The 19,555-nt window shown below is 69.5% G+C and carries 18 protein-coding genes; all 18 read right to left on the minus strand.

Annotation, left to right across the window (positions count from 1 at the left end):
• Positions 1 to 9: 9 nt before the first annotated feature.
• A complete protein-coding gene (locus tag A6745_RS19330) occupies positions 10 to 1,413 on the minus strand; it encodes a hypothetical protein (RefSeq protein ID WP_066130666.1) in 1,404 nt (467 codons plus the stop codon).
• Positions 1,410 to 2,195 (minus strand): DUF4129 domain-containing protein, encoded by a 786-nt coding sequence (locus tag A6745_RS19335; protein WP_156513449.1) that lies wholly within the window; start codon positions 2,193 to 2,195, stop codon positions 1,410 to 1,412. Before A6745_RS19335 ends, A6745_RS19330 begins: the two co-directional genes overlap by 4 nt.
• A complete protein-coding gene (locus tag A6745_RS19340) occupies positions 2,179 to 2,913 on the minus strand; it encodes a hypothetical protein (RefSeq protein ID WP_066130668.1) in 735 nt (244 codons plus the stop codon). Before A6745_RS19340 ends, A6745_RS19335 begins: the two co-directional genes overlap by 17 nt.
• Entirely contained in the window at positions 2,900 to 4,597 is a 1,698-nt protein-coding gene (locus A6745_RS29440; protein ID WP_231886041.1) for a stage II sporulation protein M, read from the minus strand. Before A6745_RS29440 ends, A6745_RS19340 begins: the two co-directional genes overlap by 14 nt.
• A gap of 26 nt (positions 4,598 to 4,623) precedes the next feature.
• Positions 4,624 to 5,145: an RDD family protein gene (locus A6745_RS28190; RefSeq protein WP_197488192.1), complete on the minus strand. Its 522-nt coding sequence runs from the start codon at positions 5,143 to 5,145 to the stop codon at positions 4,624 to 4,626.
• A gap of 219 nt (positions 5,146 to 5,364) precedes the next feature.
• Positions 5,365 to 5,631, minus strand: a complete 267-nt coding sequence (locus A6745_RS19355) for a sulfurtransferase TusA family protein (protein ID WP_066130671.1) — start codon at positions 5,629 to 5,631, stop codon at positions 5,365 to 5,367.
• Positions 5,618 to 8,236, minus strand: coding sequence for an alanine--tRNA ligase (gene alaS, locus A6745_RS19360; protein ID WP_066130672.1), 2,619 nt, complete (start codon positions 8,234 to 8,236; stop codon positions 5,618 to 5,620). Before alaS ends, A6745_RS19355 begins: the two co-directional genes overlap by 14 nt.
• Positions 8,237 to 8,320: 84 nt before the next feature.
• The gene (locus tag A6745_RS19365; RefSeq protein WP_066130675.1) at positions 8,321 to 9,379 is read right to left on the minus strand and encodes a hypothetical protein; all 1,059 of its coding nucleotides are present in this window, start codon (positions 9,377 to 9,379) and stop codon (positions 8,321 to 8,323) included.
• Positions 9,380 to 9,386: 7 nt separating this feature from the next.
• Complete coding sequence (locus A6745_RS19370) at positions 9,387 to 10,004, minus strand: type 4 pilus major pilin (protein WP_066130678.1); 618 nt, start codon at positions 10,002 to 10,004, stop codon at positions 9,387 to 9,389.
• A gap of 32 nt (positions 10,005 to 10,036) precedes the next feature.
• On the minus strand, positions 10,037 to 11,149 hold the full coding sequence (locus A6745_RS19375) for a hypothetical protein (protein ID WP_331000018.1): 1,113 nt from the start codon (positions 11,147 to 11,149) through the stop codon (positions 10,037 to 10,039).
• A gap of 56 nt (positions 11,150 to 11,205) precedes the next feature.
• Positions 11,206 to 12,909 carry a GspE/PulE family protein gene (locus A6745_RS19380; RefSeq protein ID WP_066130684.1) on the minus strand — a complete coding sequence of 568 codons (1,704 nt, stop codon included), beginning with the start codon at positions 12,907 to 12,909 and terminating at the stop codon, positions 11,206 to 11,208.
• The gene (locus tag A6745_RS19385) at positions 12,902 to 13,510 is read right to left on the minus strand and encodes a hypothetical protein (RefSeq protein ID WP_066130687.1); all 609 of its coding nucleotides are present in this window, start codon (positions 13,508 to 13,510) and stop codon (positions 12,902 to 12,904) included. Before A6745_RS19385 ends, A6745_RS19380 begins: the two co-directional genes overlap by 8 nt.
• A complete protein-coding gene (locus A6745_RS19390) occupies positions 13,497 to 14,660 on the minus strand; it encodes a type 4b pilus protein PilO2 (protein ID WP_082853157.1) in 1,164 nt (387 codons plus the stop codon). The genes A6745_RS19385 and A6745_RS19390 overlap by 14 nt, the downstream gene beginning before the upstream one ends.
• A complete protein-coding gene (locus tag A6745_RS29595) occupies positions 14,657 to 14,788 on the minus strand; it encodes a hypothetical protein (protein ID WP_269148913.1) in 132 nt (43 codons plus the stop codon). The genes A6745_RS19390 and A6745_RS29595 overlap by 4 nt, the downstream gene beginning before the upstream one ends.
• Positions 14,789 to 14,797: 9 nt before the next feature.
• The gene (locus A6745_RS19395; RefSeq protein ID WP_407922739.1) at positions 14,798 to 16,387 is read right to left on the minus strand and encodes a hypothetical protein; all 1,590 of its coding nucleotides are present in this window, start codon (positions 16,385 to 16,387) and stop codon (positions 14,798 to 14,800) included.
• The gene (locus A6745_RS19400) at positions 16,384 to 17,283 is read right to left on the minus strand and encodes a TcpQ domain-containing protein (RefSeq protein WP_066130693.1); all 900 of its coding nucleotides are present in this window, start codon (positions 17,281 to 17,283) and stop codon (positions 16,384 to 16,386) included. The genes A6745_RS19395 and A6745_RS19400 overlap by 4 nt, the downstream gene beginning before the upstream one ends.
• Positions 17,284 to 17,419: 136 nt before the next feature.
• Positions 17,420 to 17,860 (minus strand): hypothetical protein, encoded by a 441-nt coding sequence (locus tag A6745_RS19405; protein WP_156513450.1) that lies wholly within the window; start codon positions 17,858 to 17,860, stop codon positions 17,420 to 17,422.
• A gap of 355 nt (positions 17,861 to 18,215) precedes the next feature.
• The gene (locus A6745_RS19410; RefSeq protein ID WP_066130698.1) at positions 18,216 to 19,550 is read right to left on the minus strand and encodes an extracellular solute-binding protein; all 1,335 of its coding nucleotides are present in this window, start codon (positions 19,548 to 19,550) and stop codon (positions 18,216 to 18,218) included.
• Between the last annotated feature and the right edge of the window lie 5 nt (positions 19,551 to 19,555).

Below are 19,555 nucleotides of genomic sequence, written 5' to 3' on the forward strand. Positions count from 1 at the left end.
TGTCGGGGGTCAGGTTGAAGGGGAAGGATGGGACGAGCGCCTGGCGCCGGCCTGCTCCAGCAGGCGGCGGCGCGCGGCCTCGAGCAATGCGAGCTCGCTCTCGAATCTGTCCCTGGCGTCTTGGCCGGGCAGCACCATGGCGCGCTCCAGGGATTCGGCATCCATGCGCGTGGCGCGCGAGATGGCCTGCACACGGGCCGGGCTGCTCAAGGCGGTGTACTGCGGCAACACGCGCCCGGCGGCCTCGTGCAAGGCCCGCACCTGCGCGGCATGCAGCGCGGCGGCGCCCTGGCCACGCAGATACTGGCCCGTGCCGCGCACCTGGTCGCCCATCGAACGGCGGTGCGCCTGGCCGGGCGGCATCACGGGACCGAAGCGCGTGGCCGAACGCCACACCGCGGCGGCGGCGGCCAGCAATGCGATCAGCACGGCGACCCAGGCATTGTTCCAGAGCCAGCTGGAAATCGACGGCGATGGCTTGTGCGCCTGCGGGCCCAAGCCGTCGACGAACCAGACCTCGCTGTCGGGCCGCACCTGCAGCGCCGCCGCCAGCACCAGGGGATTGTCCTCGATCAGCGCCTGGCCGTTGTACATGAAGGACTGCGTGCCGATCACCGTGACGCTGCCGCTGCCCACCGGGACACGCATCATCTCGATGCCGTTCTCGCCTTGCAGGGCCCAGGTGGGATCGCGCTGGCCGATGGGAACGTAGTACGTCTCCGAGGGCCATCCGCAGACCTTGAAGGCACGTTCGCTGCCATAGGTGCCCGACGCTTCCGGCCAGACCTCGACCAGTTCGCGGCACACCACGCCGGACGATTGGGACGGCCCCTTTTCGGTAACGGGCGGATCGGCGCCTTCGTCATCCGCCTGGGCGGCAGCCAGGACAGGTCCCTGGAACGCCGCGGCAGTCGTCTGCCCCGGTCTGTCGGCCGGCAAGGGCTTCAGTTTCTCGGCAGGAGGAGGAACCAGCTTGTCGCGCCCGTCGCTATCCGACCAGTCCTCGCTGTTCTCATCCTCGTCCGGCAGATACTCGTCCACGTCGCGCAGCAGCACGCCGGGCAACGCCGTCATGCCGTCCAGCGAGCCGAAGACCACCAGATGGCCGCCCTGGCGCACCCAATCCGACAGAAGGAGCACCTGGTCCGCGTCCGCTTCATCGCCCAGACGGGTCATCACCACCCGCGCCTGCCGGGGCGTCTCGGGGTCGAAGCCATCGTTGGTCACCACCTTGGCGCCCAGCCTGTGCACCAGTTCCTGGGCGACGTGCAGGCTGTCGGCGAAGAACGGCAACTCGCGCGGGCGGTCGTCCTTGAGCCGGTCGAGATTCCTGGCGCCCCACCAGCCGCCCACGCCCAGCAGCAGGACGATGGCGGCGGCGATGCCCACGCCCCACTTCCCCGAGCGGCTCATGGCGTCGCTCCGGGCGATGCGCCGCGCGGCAGCATGCGTTCGAAATCATCGAAAAGCGCCTGCATGCGCGAGGCTTCGGGCAGGCTGGCGCCATAGGCGGCCTGTTGCCAGGCGCCGACCAGGCCGGCGAAGAAGCTGGCCGAGGCCGGCGGCAGCGCGCGCGCGGACAGCGCCACGCACTCCCGCTCGGTGCTGGCCGCGCGGATCGGCACGGCATGCCCATGCACCATGCGCGACAGCGCGGACCGGTAGAGCAGCGCCAGGGCGGCCCTGCCCGCCCCCTCGCGCCAGAGGCGCTCGGCCTCGGCGGCCACGTCCTCGGGCATGCTGGCGGGCCGGATGTCCAGGCCGCTGACGGTACCAGGCGGCAGGGGCTCGCGCCGCGCCTTGGGGGTCTCGGCGGCTCCGCGCACCTTGATCCAGCGGCGCAGGTTCAGCAGCACATAGGCGACGAGCAGCCCGCCGAACACCCACATCGCCAGGCGCAGGACTTCTTCCAGGCCGGTCATGGGTGACAGCGAGTCGTTCCTGCGCCTGGCCGGTTCCTTGTCTTCCTCGGGACGATTCACGGGCCGTTCGAGATCGGCGCGTGTCTTCGCGGCCGCTTGCCGCACGTCCTCGCGCGAGAACGGCATGGGCGACTCGGTGAAGTCGTCGTACCCGGTGTACTGGGCGTCGTCGTCCAGCAAGGGGCTGGCCGCCGTGGCCGCGCAGGCCGGCCCCAGGACCAGGACGGCCGCCAGCAGCAAACGCGCGCCATCGTTCCTAGCGGGGGAAGACACGGCGCAGCTCCTGTTCCACGTCCCAGGCTTCGAGCTGGACGCGGCGATTCAGATACATGGCGAAGCCCGCCGCCACGTAGAAGGGTTCCAGCACGAACACGACCAGCATGTAGGCGCCCGCCATCAGCAAATCGCCCCAGACCGATTCGGAATACAGATACCAGTCGAAGACGCTGCGCTGCGTGTCGTGCGGCATCAACAGGATGATGGCCGACAGGATGGCCAGCATCAGGGCCTGCTCGACCGTGGCGAAGGCGGTCTGCATGCCGGCGGCGCTGAAACGCCAGCCGCTCAGCAGCAGACGCCGCCGTTCGCGCCGCTGGCGGCCCCGCTGGCCTTCCAGTTGCACCACGGGCTGCACGTACGACCGCCAGGGCGAGAAGCGCCACAGGACGAAAGTGGTGAACCATTGGCTGCCCCACACGGCCTTGCGATGGCGCCACAGGTCGGCCCGGGTGGTGGACTGGCCGAACACGGCGCGCGACAGCACGAACAGCAGGGTGCGATCCAGCCAGGGCTTGAAGAAGAAGATCAGCAGCATGGGCAGCCAGGTCGCGAGGAAGGCGCTGGACAGCGACACCACCGCGGCGGCCGCATAGACGGGCAGGAAGATCCGCCACAGGGACGGCCACAGGCTGCGCGCCAGCGCGACGCCCAGGTCGCTCGCCTCGGCCATGCTGCGGTGGCGCAGCTCGATGGCGGCTTCAATCACCCGCATGGGGGGCCTCCATGGGAGCCGGATCGCGGCGCGGGCGGCCCTGCCAGCCCAGGTATCCGATGACCAGCAGCCAGCAGGCCGCGGCAACGCTGTATTTCACGTTCGGTTCGATCCAGCGCGACGAAGACCAGAAGGCCTCGACGGCCGCCGCGATCAGCAGCATGGCGGCCACGCCATAGACCAGCACGACCGCCTGCCCCGCGGCGCGCTTGAGGGACTCCAGCCGGGTCAGCGTGCCCGGCGCCAGCCAGGCATGGCCGATCATCAGGCCGGCCGCGCCGGACAGGACGATGGCCGTCAGCTCGAACGCCGCGTGGGTGGCGACGAAGGAGTAGAAATTCCCGGCGTGCCCGGCCGCCACCATGTAGCCGCCGATCAGGCCGATGGAGGCCCCGTTGTAGACGATGTAGAACACGCTGCCCACGCCGGCGAAGATGCCGCTGGCGAAGCACTGGAAGCCGATGCCGATGTTGTTCATGATGTAGAAGCCGAACATCGTCCAGTCGTCGCCGGCGTCGCGCTTGCGGCCCAGCGCCTGCGCGCCGCCGCGGTACATGTCGTCGTACTCGCGCACCTGGCTGGCGCCCAGGATGTGGCTGGCCAGGTCGCGGTCCAGCGCGGCCGCCACGCCCAGGGCCAGCAAGGGCACCGAGAACAGCAACGCGGACGCCAGCACATAGCGCCAGTGCGTGCGCACCGCCTGGGGGAAATCGATCAGCAGGAACCTGGCCAGCGCCTGCCGGCCGGCGCCGCGCGGGCGATACACCACCGTGTGGGCGCGCTGCACCAGCGATTCGAGCCGCCGGACCAGATAAGCGGGATAGGCGCGCGACTGCGCCAGCGCCAGGTGGCCGCAGGCCCGGCGGTACAGGGCCGCCAGCCGGGCGCCGTCATGGCGCTTGCCATCCTGGGCGGCCTTGACCAGGTTGTCGAGTTCGGCCCAGCCGGAGGCATGCGCGATCTCGAACTGGCGCGGCGCCTGCGGCGCGCCATAAGGGTGCCGATCCACCGCCCATTGGGCCACGCCCAGCAGGCGGCGCGTGGCGCTGGCGTTGTCGCCGGTATCGGGCAAGGCGGAGCCGGCCATGCGCGCCAGCTCGTCGAAACGTTGGGGTGTCAGCCGGCCATGGCGGCCGGCCAGCGCGACGATGACGGCCTGCTCGGACAGGCCGAGGGTGCGGCCGGGATCGAGAATGGCGGCGTCGGGCAGTTTGCCGTCCAGGTCGGCCGACTGGTCGAACACCACCAGGGTGCCGGCGGCCATGTCGCCCAGGCGCTTGCTGTCCCGGCGCAACAGGATGGCGATGGCGCCCGCGCCATAGAAGCCGGGCAGGAAATCGGCGGCGCGCAACAGGTTGCGCGTCAGCGAGGCGCTCAGGGTGACGGGCTGGCCGGTATCCATGACCACGCGCAGGCCCATCAGGCGCTTGCCGGGCGTGGCGCCGCGGCGCGTCATCTCGAACGCGACCGGATACAGCCATTCGAGAAGGAAATAGGCGATGAGGATCAGCCCCTGGGCCAGGCCGCCCAGGCCCACGGCGAACGTGAACAGGACGGCCAGGATGGCCCAGCGGATGAGCCAGTCCACCAGATAGGCAAGACTGCGGGCCATGATGCCGGCCGGGCGCAGCGCGATGAAGATGCCTTCTGGCGTCTCGGAGGGGTGAGCGGCATCCAGGCGCACGGTACTACGGGTGCGTCGGAACGGGCTCAGTCCGCTTGGACCACGACGGAGTCGGCGATCAGGTCATGGATGCAGCGACGGTCCTGGCGGAAGATGAACAGCGAATCGACCAGGCTGAAGATGCTGCCGACGATAGGGATGGCGCTGATCAGGGCCGGCACCAGGTAACGCAGGCCGAAGATGCGGCCAAAGGCGATGCGCGAGCCATCGGCACGGACGATGCGGACCTTCATGGCGCGCTTGCCGACGGTCTGGCTGCGGGTGACCAGCATATAGATCTGGACGGCGGCGACCGCCAGGAACCAGATGCCGGCGAAGACGTAGGCGAGGGCCGAACCGCCGTTCGCGTCCACGACGCCCACCACGATACCGGCTGGAAGGAACAGCAGGGAGTCGATGATGACCGCGGCCAGGCGGGCGAGACGTCCGGCCAGGCGGCCGGCCCCGGGCGCTTGCGGGGGGATGTCGCCGACGGTGGCCGTGGGCGGCGCGTAGCGCTGGTCGGTGTCTTGCGAGTCGATCACTTGCGTATCCGTCACCTGCTGCATGACTTTCCTTTTCTGGAAGTGGGAAGTGGGAGACAAGCCAGGCACGGAGATTACCCTTGGGCCGGAGTAACAACAAGAACTTTTCGCAATAAACCTTGTCCAAGGCCGCCTAAAATGCGGCATTTTCGGTCTATTCGTAAGAATGCATGTCCAGGCAGGCGGCAGGCTGCCGCGTCCCGAGCCGCGCGGCGGCGGCTCGCCGGGGATGCGAGGCGGAGGCTAGCGGCGGCGCAGGAAATGCGCCGTGCGGCCGTCGTCGGACTGCTGGGCCAACAGGGCGTTGCCGGTCTGGCGGGAAAATGCCTGGAAGTCGCGGACGGCGTTGGGATCGGTGGTCAGCACGCGCAGGACGTCGCCGCTGCCCATCTGCGCCAGGGCCTTCTTGGCGCGCAGGATCGGCAACGGGCAATTCAGGCCCGTTGCGTCGACCTCGTGCTGATGGGCCGGCAGCTCGCCGGCCCCGCCGGTGGCGTCAGAGGCGCTCATCGAGCCACTTCTGCACGCTGGCGACCGCGGCGGGCAGCGCCGCGAGGTCGGTGCCGCCGCCCATTGCCATGTCGGGACGGCCCCCGCCCTTGCCGCCCAACTGGCCGGCCACGAAGCCCACCAGGTCGCCGGCCTTGACGCGGCCCGTCAGGTCGGCCGTGACGCCGCCCGCCAGGCTGATCTTGCCGTCGGCACCGGCGGCCAGCAGCACGACCGCGGACTTCAGGCGGTCTTTCAGGGTGTCGACCATGCCGCGCAGGGCTTTGGGATCGACGTCGCCCAGGCTGGCGGCCACGAGCTTCACGCCCTTGATCTCGGCGGCCTTGTCGGCCAGGTCGTTGCCGGCGTTGGCGGCCAGCTTGCCGCGTGCCTGCTCCAGTTCCTTTTCCAGCGACTTGATCTGGTCCTGCACCTGCGCGATGCGGTCGGGCAGGTCGGCCACGGTGCTGCGCAGCGCGCCGGCGGCGCGCACCAGCAGCGCGTTCTGCTGCTGCACCCAGGCCAGCGCGTTGTCGCCGGTGATGGCCTCGACACGGCGCACGCCCGCGGCCACGCCGCCTTCGGCGACGATCTTGAACAGGCCGATGTCGCCGGTGCGCTGCACGTGGGTGCCGCCGCACAGCTCGCGCGAGAAGCCGATGTCCAGCACTCGGACGGTATCGCCGTACTTCTCGCCGAACAGTGCCATGGCGCCGCCCTTGACGGCGTCGTCATAGGCCATGACCTGCGCCTGCACGGGATGGTTGGCCAGCACTTCGGCGTTGACGATGGCCTCGACCTGGGCGATCTGCTCGGCGGTGACGGGGGCGTCGTGCGCGAAGTCGAAACGGGTCTTGTCGGGATCGACCAGCGAGCCGCGCTGCTGCACGTGGCTGCCCAGCACCTGGCGCAAGGCCTTGTGCATCAGGTGGGTGGCCGAGTGGTTGCGCACGGTGCGGGCGCGGCGCACGGCATCGACGCGGGCCAGCAGGCTGTCGCCCACCGCCAGGCTGCCGGACTCGAGCTTGCCGTGGTGGCCGAACACGCCGGCCTGGATCTTCAGGGTATCGGCCACGGCGAAGCGCACGCCATCGGCCTCCAGCAGGCCGGTGTCGCCCACCTGGCCGCCGGATTCGGCGTAGAACGGCGTGGCGTCCAGCACCACGACGGCGTCCTGGCCGGCCTGCACGCGGTCGGTCTTCGTGCCGTCGACGTACAGCGCCACGACCTTGGCGCCCGAGATCTCCAGGCTTTCATAGCCTTCGAAGCGGGTTTGCGCGCCTTCGTAGCTGAGCCCCTCGGCCATCTTGAACTTGCCGGCGGCGCGCGCCTGGTCGCGCTGGCGCTCCATCGCCGACTCGAAGCCGGGCATGTCCACCTCGACCTCGCGCTCGCGGCAGATGTCGGCCGTGAGGTCGACCGGGAAGCCGTAGGTGTCGTACAGCGTGAACAGCGTGTTGCCGTCGAGCTGGCCGCCCTTGGGGATGCTGGCCAGCGCCACGTCCAGGATTTTCATGCCGTTTTCCAGCGTCTCGCCGAAGCGCTCTTCTTCCTGCTTGAGCACCTGGGCCACGCGGCCGGCAGCCTCGGCCAGCTCGGGATAGGCCTCGCCCATCTCGGCGACCAGGTCGGGCACCAGGCGGTGGAAGAACGGCTTGGTCTGGCCCAGCTTGTAGCCGTGGCGCAGCGCGCGGCGCACGATGCGGCGCAGCACGTAGCCACGGCCTTCGTTGCTGGGAATGACGCCGTCGACGATCAGGAAGGAGCAGGCGCGGATGTGGTCGGCGATGACCTTCAGCGAATTGTCGGCCAGGTCCTTGACGCCGGTTTCGCGCGCGGCGGCGGCGATCAGCTTCTGGAACAGGTCGATCTCGTAGTTGGAATGCACGTGCTGCAGCACGGCGGCGATACGCTCCAGGCCCATCCCGGTATCGACACAGGGCTTGGGCAGGCGCGGCATGTTGCCGGCGGCATCGCGTTCGAACTGCATGAACACGAGGTTCCAGATCTCGATGTAGCGGTCGCCGTCTTCCTCGGGCGATCCCGGGGGGCCGCCCCAGACGTCCGGGCCGTGGTCGAAGAAGATCTCGGAGCACGGGCCGCACGGGCCGGTGTCGGCCATCTGCCAGAAGTTGTCGGAGGCGTAGCGGGCGCCCTTGTTGTCGCCGATGCGGATGATGCGCTCGGCGGGCACGCCGACTTCCTTGGCCCAGATGTCGTAGGCCTCGTCATCCTCTTGATACACCGTGACCCACAGCTTCTCGGCCGGCAGGCCGTAGACCTTGGTCAGCAGTTCCCAGGCGTACTGGATGGCGTCGCGCTTGAAATAGTCGCCGAAGCTGAAGTTGCCCAGCATCTCGAAGAACGTGTGATGCCGGGCCGTGTAGCCGACGTTCTCCAGGTCGTTGTGCTTGCCGCCGGCGCGCACGCTGCGCTGCGACGAGGTGGCGCGCGTGTAGGACCGCGATTCCTTGCCCGTGAAGACGTCCTTGAACTGCACCATGCCCGAGTTGGTGAACAGCAGCGTGGGGTCGTTGGCAGGCACCAGCGACGAGGACGGCACGATGCTGTGGCCCTTGGACTGGAAGAACTGCAGGAATTTCTGGCGAATCTCGGAGGATTTCATCGTGGATGACGCGGGATTGAGGCGAATTTCTGATTATAGGGGGTGTGCCGCCCTCCGGGTGGCGCCACCGGCCGCGCCCCTCGATCAGCGTACGCAGAGATAGCCCGTGGTCCAGCCCTCGTCGTCGTTCCATTTGCCGCCCGCGGAAATGAGCACCGCCGAATAGCCCGCCGGGCAGGAGCAGCCGCCGGTACGAGGGTTGGCCGTCGAGATTCCGGTGTAATGATGGCAGCCGAAGCGGTTGTTCTCGGCGAATCCGCCGCCGAATCCACCGTCCTCCGTGGCCCAGGCCCCATCACGGCACGTCAGCATGCGGCCCTGCGGGGCGCGCGCCACCAGGCCGGATTCGCCGCACCAGTCGCCAGGACTGGCGCCGCCCAGCGACAGATACTCGCGGGATATCAGGCGACCGCCGGCCACGATCGTTCCCGAGGCGCTCAGCCCGGTGCGCAACTGGGGATCGCGCGTATCGAAGCGCCGGACGTAGCGGTCGGCCGTCGCCAGATCCATGCCAGCCCAGAGCACCGGCGTGCCCGCGGGCAATGCCGTCGCCGTCGGGACATACGGGTTGGGAAAATCGAATGCCGCACCCCGTATGCGTCCGCCCGATCCGGCGGTTGCATGGCCCCCGCGTCCCTCGGTGGCGGCGATGAGCACGGCCAGCCGCATCGCATCGGGAGCGCCGTCGGCGGACTGCAGCGCCTGCGAGGAATACACCAGGGCATCCACCCGGCATGTCGCGCCCGGGCAGGGATTGGGACGGAACAGGCGCACGCGTGCCTGGCCGCCGCCGGCAGCCGTCTCGGGAAAACCGGCGGACAACAAGCCCTGGGCCTTGAACTCGGCCAGGGTCGGCGCCAGGGGATCGGCGTAGAGACGCCGCCCCTGGTCGTCCATCGGAGGCGTGCCGGCCGCAAGGCTGTCGAAATGCCGCTCCAGCATATGGCTGGCGGCCTGCCGGATTTCCAGCAGCCACGTTCCCGTGGCCTGTGCGGCAGCATCGTCGGCACGGCGCATCAAGGCCGCCGAGCCCCACACGGCCAGCAGGGTGCCCAGCAGCAAGGCAATCGAAAGCTCGAGCAGGGCAAAGCCGTTCGCACGGCCGGCCCGGCGGACATATCGGTGGGACACAGCCGGAGGCATACCGGTCTCAGCGCGCCGTGAACACGAAGGTATTGCGGTCGCCCTGCGCGCATTGCGCCTCGGCGCGTGTAGCAAGGTAGGCCAGCGCCGGCGTGGCCGTGGAGTCTTTCACCACCACCGCCCCGCCCTGCCCCTGCACAGAGATGATTTCCGCGGAGCGCTGCATGACCGAGGCCAGGCCCGGACAAGCGGCATGGCTGACGTTGTTCAGCGTCAACGTGAATCCCGAACCCGCCCCACCCGCCGCGAACACGGCGGGCGCCAGGGAAACGACGCCATTGCCTGCGGTGCCGTTACCGCCGAGGCCGTGCGCCACGATCGCGGCCGCGCCGGTGCCATTGACCGACAGCACGCTGGAATCCCGCAGCGCATTGGCCAGCGCGCCGGTATCGATGCCGGCATAAGGCGTCGGCCCGGCGCCCTGGGCATTCGCCTTGGTGCGGGCGACGAAGCGCTGCAGCTCTTCTCCGACATTGGGCACCTTGTTCTCGACGACGTAATTGCCGATCGCCGGAATGCCCACGATGGCCGCCAGCAGCACGATCGCCGTGACGATGGAAACCTCGATCAGGGAGAAACCGCGCTGCGTCGAGGCGGCGGCACGGCAATGCAAGAGATGGCGCATGGATATGACTCCGGAAAGGGAACGAAAGGAATTCAACGGCTGGCGTGGAACTGGGTGAGCGCGCGGCGCAATTCGTCGATCGCGGCGTAGTGCCATAGCGCCAGGCCGATCACGGCCCCCGCGGCGCCCAGCAGCAGGACCCAGCGAGCCGCCTGGGCCTGGCGCCGCACGCGGGCGACGGTGTGGGATTCGATACGTGCGCGCGCCTGCTGCAAGCCACCCGCCAGGCCATGCGCGCCGATCATGTCGGCCATGAACCACCACAGTTCGCGATCGAACAGGCCGGTGTCCAGGCTGTGCTCGCCGACGATGCCGGCGTCGATACGGGCGAGCATGGCGGCGACGTGGCCAGCGAGCCAGGGCCGTGCGTTCCAGGCGAACGTAGCCAGCGCCTCGCGCAGCCGCGTGTCGATATTGCCGCGCTGGCGCAATAGCACCGACAGCATCGCCAGGAAACGGATCGCGTGAAAATCCCGGTACAGCCGCCACACCGCCCAGCCGTCCAACCCGGTACGCACGCGACCGGTCAGGTTGGGCAAGGACCACAGGACCAGCGCCACCCCGGCCGGCAAGGCAAAACTCCATAGCGGCAGCGCATACCGCACGGCATCGGCCAAGGCATAGAGCCTGCGTGTCAGCGGCCCCAGGTAATCGGGCGGCAGCCCTTGGAACACCTGCTGCAACCGCGGCACGGTGAAGAACGGCACGGCGCACAACAAGGCAAGGGTCACGCCCAGCGCAGCCAGGCCCGCCGCCATCGTGACCAGCAGCTCATCACGCAGTCCACGGACCAGTTGGACCGCGCGGGCCAGGTCACGCAGCACCTCGGCCAGCGCATCGCCGCCGGCAGCCTGGGCCGAGGCCACCAGCAGGCATTCGTCGGCGGGCAGCGCATCGGCCCATGCCGCGGCGAGGTCGCCGCCGCTTTCCTGGTAGCGCCGCGCCCAGCGCTGCGCGAGCCGCCCGCGCACCGTGGACAGGCCATATCGCCGCGCATCGTCCTCGAAAAGATCGAGCAAGGTCTTGCGTCCCTGCAGCGCCAGCAGGACCTCGGCGAGATAGGCGTAGTAGTCGGCGCGCATGGCGCGAAACCGCCAGGCATCCAGCCGTTCCGCGCCGCGCGCGCGCCAACCACCGGCAAACATGCCCGGCATCCGCCGGGTCAAGCCCAGGCCATGCGCCCTATCGTCGTGGGACGGCGTCATGCCAGCCTCGTCCGGGCAGAGGCACGCGGCGCAGCGCCGTCGCACAGGCCGAACTGGCGTGCCAGCAGCCGCGCATCCAGTTCCCCCCGCGAGGCCTTGTACAGCGCGCACAGATGCACGGGCTTGCCGCTCATGTCGGGATCGTCGGCGGCGGTACGCGGCATCGCCAGCAGGTGCCGCATCAGTCCGGGGTTGTCACGCCGGCGGATGCAATCGAGCAGGACGTCGTCCTGAGCGGGGGCGAACATTTCGGCCACGACCGTCCGGCCCCGGCAGCCCGCCAACTGCCCGCGGGCCTGCGCATGGGCCAAGGACGCGCAAGCTGGGCACCCAGCCGCGTTGCGCACGCGCAAGCGCCTGGGATCGATACCGAATTCCCGCCGCATGCCTTCCGCCCAGCCCTGCCAGCCTGCGGCTTCGTCCAGGGGCAAGGCGCACACGCCGCATAGCCGTGGCAACAGGGTCTGGTAGACCAGCAGCTTCAGCACGCCGGGCGCGGCCAGGAAGTCGCGCGAGATGCCGATGAAATCGGAGGCGAGGCGCTCCGGAATCATCAAGGCGGATCCCGTGTGGGTCGTGGTGTAGATGCTGACGCCGCTGCCCGCCAGGTCCATGAAGGCCCGGCCGGTCTCGATGTCGCGCACCTCGCCGATCAACAGATCGTTCATCGCCGAGCGCTTGATGGTCCGCAGCTTGGCGGCGAAGGGAAAGGCCTCGTCGCCATCGAGCGAGCGGCCCACGGTGTTCTGCAATGCGTTCTCGATGAGATACTCCGCCGGGTCCTCCAGGGTGATGACCTTGCGCAGGGGATCGATGCCGCGCATCAAGGTGGCGATGGTGGTGGATTTGCCAGAGCCCACGATGCCGGACAGCACGATCGCCCCGCCTTCTCTGTCGCGCGCGCGCTCCAGCGCCAGGACCTGGGACGGCAGATAGCCCAGCGCCTCGAGGGTGGCGCCGCCGGCCGGCGCGTCCAGGCGCAACAGGCGCAGGCACACCGAGGGCCCGGCGTCGGCGGCCAGCGAAGCCCAGCGCAGCACATAAGGCGCACCGTCCACCTGCATGGCGATGCGGCCCTGCTGCTCGATACGCGGATCGAACACCGCCCCATTGCCGCCACGTACGTCCATCCAGGCCACCGCCAGTACTTCGGCCAACGTCGCTGCCGCGATGCCCTCGAAGCATGCCGGGGCGACGTAGGCTCCGTTGACGGTGTAGCGCACCTGGGAGCCGTTGCCGCGCTCGTCCACGTTGATGTGCAGGTCGCTGGCGCCCGCACGAACGCCCCAGTGCACGAACTCGGCGAACATGGCGGCCAGCGCCGAGCGCTGCGCCCGCGCGGGTGCGCCACGCGCAGCCACGGCGCCGAACTGCCCGCGTGCGACACTCAGCAGCAACGCTGCGGACACGACGTAGCGCGGCGGCGAGGCGGGAGGATAGCCGCGGCGGCGCAGCATGCGCTCGATTTCGTCGGCCTGGTCGCCCGTGGCGTAGTCGGCCAAGGCGAACAACGCGGCACGGCCGTCCTCGAACAGCACGGGACACAACCTGCCCGACAAGGCCGCCAGATCGAACAGATCCCCCAGCGAACGCTGCAATGGCGGATCCAGCCCGGCAAGATCCTCGGATGAGTCGAGCACCGGAATGGCGCGCGGTGGCCCTGGCCTACGTGCGGCCTCGATGCCGTGGCTTTCAGTCATGGACTTGCCCCGTGTGCAGGCATGCGGTGCGGACATCGTCCTGGCGCCGCAGCCTGACGCAAGGCAGATCGATCGCCACCAGCGCATAACGGGGGGCATCGGCCTGCCCGGCGACGCCCAGCGGCCAATGCCTGCCCTGACGATAGCGCCACACCGCGCCGTTGACGGACACGTCGGCATGCAGCACGCGGCCCACCCCGTAGATGGCAAGCACATCGACGTTGTCCTGCGCATCACTTCCAGGCATGCCGTGCGCCGGACCGCGAGCGGAGAGCTGGGCAGCCGCGGACGGCGGCAGCCAATCCTGCGCACGGCCCAGGCGCTGCGCCGCCGCTGCGCGGGCATCGGCGCGCAGCAGGTCCAGCACCGTGTCGGATTCCGGCCAGACCTGCGCAGGGGAAGCGGCGGCGGCGTCCCCCGCGGCCTGTGTCCCGATCTGGGGCTCGGCAACGGCGGCGGCGCCGAATCCCGGCGCCGCCGCCCCCATGGAGCAGGCCGCCAAGGCCCACACCAGCCGCCTGCGCCATGCGGCGGCCGTGGCCAGCGACGGACGCCATGTTCCGCATCCAGTGGCAGCGGCACGCGGATCAATGCTGTTCATAGATGGTTCCTTGAAGTTGCGCGGCCACCACGCTGGCAGCCAGGGCGGCTGGCCGGCCGGGCTCCAGCCGCAGGGAGAGGGAGGACCAGGACGTCGCGACGCCCTCGAGCGCCAGTACGCCGAACGAACGCAGCGGACCGGTCAGGGACAGCGTGCGGCTGCGCAGGGGCGGCAGGATTCCCGGCCCTTCGGGCGGAGGTAACGGCACACCGCCGGCATCCCGGGGAGCGGGAGGCGCCAACGGCGCCAGTGGTCCGAGCTGCACATCGGTGAACGCCAGCGCGACCCGCTGCAGATCGCTGATGAACGTGCGCGGCAAGTGCTGCCGCATGGGCTGCGACGCCAGGGACATGCCGGCGCCTGGCACGCGCCAGTGCCACGCGCTGAGCCCCAGCGCCTCGAACTGCGCGTGCCAGCCCGCCGGCGCAGCCCCCACGAGATCATCGTGGGTCGCCTGCGGCAGCACCCGCTCGAAATACGCCGAGCAGCGCCAGGCGGCGGCATCGGGCACACATTGCGCGCGCTGCAGTCGCCACCCCTTCACCGCAAGTGGAATGCCGTACAGGGACCGTACGACGCGGTGCAGTTCGGCGGGCGTGTGCACGCGCAGGCCCGACCGCCATGCGTGGACGGCATCCCGCCAGATGGCATCGGCGTCGATCGCGGCCGCCGGCCGCCCCGCGTCACGGCTCGCCGCAATGTGGTGCCACAACGGCGGCAACGCCAGGACTCCCGCAAGACCCAGGACGAACGCGCGCACCGGCCAAGGCAGCCCTTCCCATCGGGTATCCACGGCCAGCAGGCGCGCGGCCGGGTCCAGGGCCTGCTGCAGACGCGCCAGTACGTCTGCGCCATCCAGCACGCGCAACGCCGGACGCAGCTCGCACAATTCCCGCAATGCCAGGCTGGCGGCCTCGGCGCTGGCATACAGGCGATCCGCGCGCGACAGCACCGCCCCGTCCTGCGCCGCCACCAGCCAGTGATGCCCGTCCGGCAAGGCGACCACGCAAGCCACGGCCCCGTCCGGATGCAGATGGGCATAGGCCTGCGCCGCGGCATACAGCGGCGCGCGGCGCGCCTGGCGGCCGATGCGGGCACAGCCGCCCGCCGCGGCCCGCAAGCCGCCCGCCACATAATGCGTGGCCCTCAACTGGCGGGCGCGCGCGCGCGCGCCATCGGCGCGATGTGGCTGCCCACCAGCGCGAACCAGGTCAGGCCGAAAACCAGGGACTGGCGCGCATCGTCGCGCGCCACGATGTGGACATTGCCAGGCTGCATGCGCGCTCCTCAGACGCCATCCTCGGCCTGCGCGGTGATCAGCACCACCGTCGTCAGCCGATCCCGCGCGCGGCGGTCGCGCCCGCCTGCCAGCAGCGGCGCATCGGGCAGCACGCGCCGCCGTTCGTATTCGTCTTCGCGGCGGTCGAAGCCCGACAGGATCACCGGCACGCCCGGCCGCAGTTCCACCTGCTGCACCGTCCCGCTGCCATCGACCGCGATCTGCTGCACCTGCAACTGATTGCCGGACTCGCCGAAGCTGATGGACTTCAGGGGCTGCGCGACCGTGTTGTCGTAGGACACCGACAGCAGGATGCTGCCATCGTCCTGGGCGTCGGGCACCAGCGTCAGCACCGTGCCCACCGTCTCCTGCTTCTGGCTGATGGACACCGACGGCAACGCCGCCGACACGCCGCCCGCCGCGGGCACGGCCACGCTCTGCACCTGGTCCACGTACGAGAACGTGGATCGCACCGCGTGCGTGATGGGCCTGCGGTTGAGCGTGAGCAGCGGCACGCTGGCATGCCGCACCACCGCCCCCAGCGTGGACAAGGCGCTGACGACCGCGCGCGACCCCGTGAAGGGCCCGCCCGCCACTGCCGCGCTGGCCGCCGCGGCGGCGCTGTTCGTGTCGGCGGGCAGGGATAGCGACGCCACGCCGCGCAGGCTGTCGTAGACCGCCGACCAGTCGATGCCGGCCTCGGCGTCGTCGCGGGTCTGCACCGTGATTTCTTCGAAGACCAGCCGCACGCGTCGCGTCAGCGCGCGGTTCTCGCGGGCGACGAACGTGGCGATGCGATCGAGCACGGCTGGCGTATCGGTGACCACCAGCGATGTGCCGCCGCCCTCGGCCTGTGCAATGACGCCGGCGCGGGTCAGGAACGGTTCGAGCCGGCTGCGCACGGCCTGCAGGGCCTGCTGGTCACCGGAACTGAGCGAGGTGCTGGACGCGCTTTCGAAACCGCCCGCCTGCGCGCTGGCGGCGCGGCCGATCCGCGCCTCGACACGGCTGGACAGCGTCAGCGCGCGCACGTCGAAGACGCGCGTCTGCGTGCGATAGAACTCGATGGCGCCCTGGTGATAGCGCCATTGCAGATACAACTGCGCAGCCAGGGCATCCAGCGTGTCGGGCAAGGGCCTGGGGCCGGACTGGATCTCGATGCGCGTGGCCGCGCCGACCGCCAGCGTGGCCTGCTCGGCCAGCCTGGGCAGGAAAAGCTCGTGGGGCAGCAAGGCATCGGGATGCACGCGCACGGCGATGCCCGTGGCGCGTTGCAGCCGCTCGGCGATGCCCGGCAGGTCCAGGCGTCCGGCAAACAACAGTGTCGTATCCACGTCGGCACGCAGGGCGGGCGGCAGCAGCACCTCGCGCGCCAACGGCTGCGCGGGTCCGGCCAGCCAGGGCTTGTCGACCTCCTGCGCGGCCAGGCGCGCCCGCGGATCGGTCATGCCGCGCTTGAACTGGCGCTGCTCCGCGTCCAGGGCCTGCTGCTGTTGCCGCGCCTGTCCGCGCAAGGCCTGCAAGGCTTCGCTGACGCCACAGCCGCCCAGGGCCAGCGCCGCACCGGCCGCCAGCACGATAGGCCAGGCGCGCATCATGACGGCACTCCCATGGACGCGGCGGATGGATCGCAGGCCTGCGTATAAGGCACGACGCGCAGCACGCGGTTGGTATAGAAGCACGGCTGCACGGGCCGGTCGGTCAACTCGGTCGCGCCCAGCAATGCGCGCACCGCCTGCTTGAAATCCGTGCCGAACTCGGCGCTGCCGGCCAGGGGAATGTCGACGCTGACGGCCCAATGCTGCGACTGGAACGTCCAGCCCGCCGATCCCGCCCACTTGGACAACACCGATCGCAGCGTGGCGTCGGGCGGGCCGGCATGGAAAGCGGCTGCCGACGTGGCGCGCGATGCGGCCGCAGGCAAGCCCTGTCCGGATGCGGGCGGCGCGGCACCCGGCGGGCTTGCCATCGCGGCACGGGCAGGCGTATCGGGCAGCGGCGCGGGCGCGAGCGGGTGCGCGCTCCCGGCGATGCCGCCCGGAAGCCCGGCGCCGGCAGGCAACGCCGGCGCCACCGCGGACGGCCCGCTTTCCATCGGCAAGGCGCCGGCAGCCGCCCACGGCGTTCCACCTTGCCCGGCAGCGCCCATGGCTCCCGCCCGGGCCGCGCGCGCGACATACCGCCCGCCGCGCATCGTCAACGCGCGCCAGGCGCCGTCGATCACGACATAAGGCCCCTGCCGGCGCCAGGCGACCAGGCGATCGCCCTGTCCCGTACCCGCGAAGATGGCCGGCACCTCTTGCCCCGCGCCGAACTGCAGCCATACCTGGGCAGGCGTCGCGAAGACCTGCAACGGTGCCACGGCGGCATCGCCGGACAGTTGCCAATCGAAATCGTACGGTCCGGCCGGGCCCGGCCCGTTCAGTCCATCATCCGCCAGCGCCGCGCAGCCACCCGCCGCCAGCAACAGCGCCAAACCCATCCACCGCACCATGCGTCCTCCGCCACGGCCATCCGTCATGCCCACATGGTGGGGCTGCCGGAAAAACCGCGATAGACGCAGATCTACGCATGGATCATTCGGTCCCTCGCGCGCGCATCGCCGCCAGGACCGCGACGCGGGGCGGCGGTCAATTGACCAGCGTGTGGATGAACGTACTGACGTTCTGGTAGGACGTCTGCAGCAAGGCGAGCAGATTGTCCATGCCCCGCACCGGCGTCTCGATCCAAGACACCAGGGAATGGAGCTTGCCGTTCAACACCTGTATGGCGTCGACCAGGCTGCCCACCAAGCCGTCGATGGGGGTGGACGACAGGGGCGGCGGCACGGGCGCGGCATGCGCCCCGCCCGACAAGGCGTCCGGCAGCGCGCCCAGGCCGGCAAACGCCGAATTCACCGTGGCGACGCGATCGCCCAACCCTGCCGCGAATGCGGCCGCCTGGTCGATCAGCCCTTTCAATTCATTTACCAGCTGCCGCAGCGTCGGGCCAATGCCTGGTATTCCATCAATCGAGATATTCCAATTATTGTTATCGAATACTCGCAAACTACTGATCGTCGGATCAGACATGCCAGTCAAAACCTTTCTTCTTTTAAATTGCCGCGCGCTCCTCGCGAAACCTCATCTTCCTCAAGCGCCGGCACGCAGCACGGATCTTTCGCCTATCCGCGACACCTGCCAGCCAAGATGGACTCGGCGGAGCACAACGTCTTGTTCGAAACTGCCCCTTTTATTTATCGCGGCTGCATATTCCGCATTTGCCGGATCGTGCCGGCGCAAGGGGGTGGATCAATTCGCCTAACCCAAAAATACCCCCACGCCGCCCCTTCGGTTCGCAGCCCCGAGAGGGCTGCCTTCACCTTGAGAGCGGCACGGCGGCAAAAAAAACGCCCCGAATTATATCGGGGCGATCATTACTCCATCCTTACTTCTGTTGCGCAATCGCACGCGCCTGGGACGCGGCGTTGTTCAATGCCGCCATCGGCGGCGTGCGTCCTTCGAGCGCTTCGTTCAGCCCCTGGCTGAGCACCGGCTCGATGCGGTCGTAGTTGGCCATGCGGAACCCGCGGCCGCTGGCCACCGGCTGGCTGCGCATGGCGGCCACCAGTTGCTGCGCGCCGGGCATGCGGTCGTAGAACGACACGTCGGACGCGCGGAACGCGGCTTCGGTCAGGGGCAGGTAGCCCGTGCGCTGATGCCATTCGGCGGCGATCACCGGCTTGGACAGCCAGGCCAGGAACTGGGCCGTGGCCTTCTCCTGAGACTGCGGATGGCCTTCGATGGCCCACAGCGCGGCGCCGCTGACGAACGGGCGGCCCGCCGTCTTGGTGGCCTGGTCATAGAACGGCAGCGGCGCCACGCCGAACTTCAGCGACTTGGCGGCCAGGAACTGGCCCAGCGCGCCCGAGCCGGTGGTCAGCACCGAGCAGTCGCCCTTGGCGAACAGCGCGTCGCTGGCGCGGTCTTCGGAGTGGTTGGTGAACAGTTCGGAACGTTTCCAACTGACCATCAGCGACAGATGGCGCATGTACAGCGTGTCGAACTGCAGTGCGGCCGCGGCGCGGGACTTGCTGTCCAGGCCGTTCTCGTTGCTGGTGTAGGTCTGGCCGTTGAGCGGCGCCAGGTTCTCGAGGTGGACGCTGACCTGTTCGCTGGTGGCGTACGGGCAGTTGGACTCGGCCACGTCGCGCAGCTTCAGCAGGTCGCCCTGCAGGTCGGCCCAGGTGCGGGCCGGCTTGGCCGGATCGAGGCCCGCCTTCTTGTACTGGTCCAGGTTGTAGAACATGACCGGGATCTCGGCCATCCACGGGAACGCCAGCAGGCGGCCACGGGCATCGCGCGTGAAGCTGGACGTGGTGGGCAGGAACCAGTTGGCATCCTTGATCGGATACTTGGCCAGCAGTTCGTACATCGGCAGGATGTCGCGGTGCTCGGCCACCACTTCGGGCGAGTGGTTGTCGTCCAGCTGCACCAGGTTCGGGCCGTTCTTGGCCTTGCGCGACGCGACGGCTTCCTGCTTCAGGGCCGCCTGGGTCGGGAAGGCGCGCAAGGTGACCTCGACGTCGCCCTGCTCCTTGTTGTATTGCTTGACCAGTTTCTCGAACTCGGCCTTGTTGGGGCCCATCAGCGTGTGCCAGACCTGGATCTGGACCGAATCGGCGTATGCCGCGCCGGAGGCGGCCATCGCCAGGCCGAACAACCACACGCGGCGGGTGGCGCCCAGTGCACGGGCCACGCCCGAGAGTTGCAGTGTCTTCATAAGTC

The sequence above is a fragment of the Bordetella ansorpii genome, assembly GCF_900078705.1.
Lineage (GTDB): Bacteria > Pseudomonadota > Gammaproteobacteria > Burkholderiales > Burkholderiaceae_B > Bordetella > Bordetella ansorpii_A.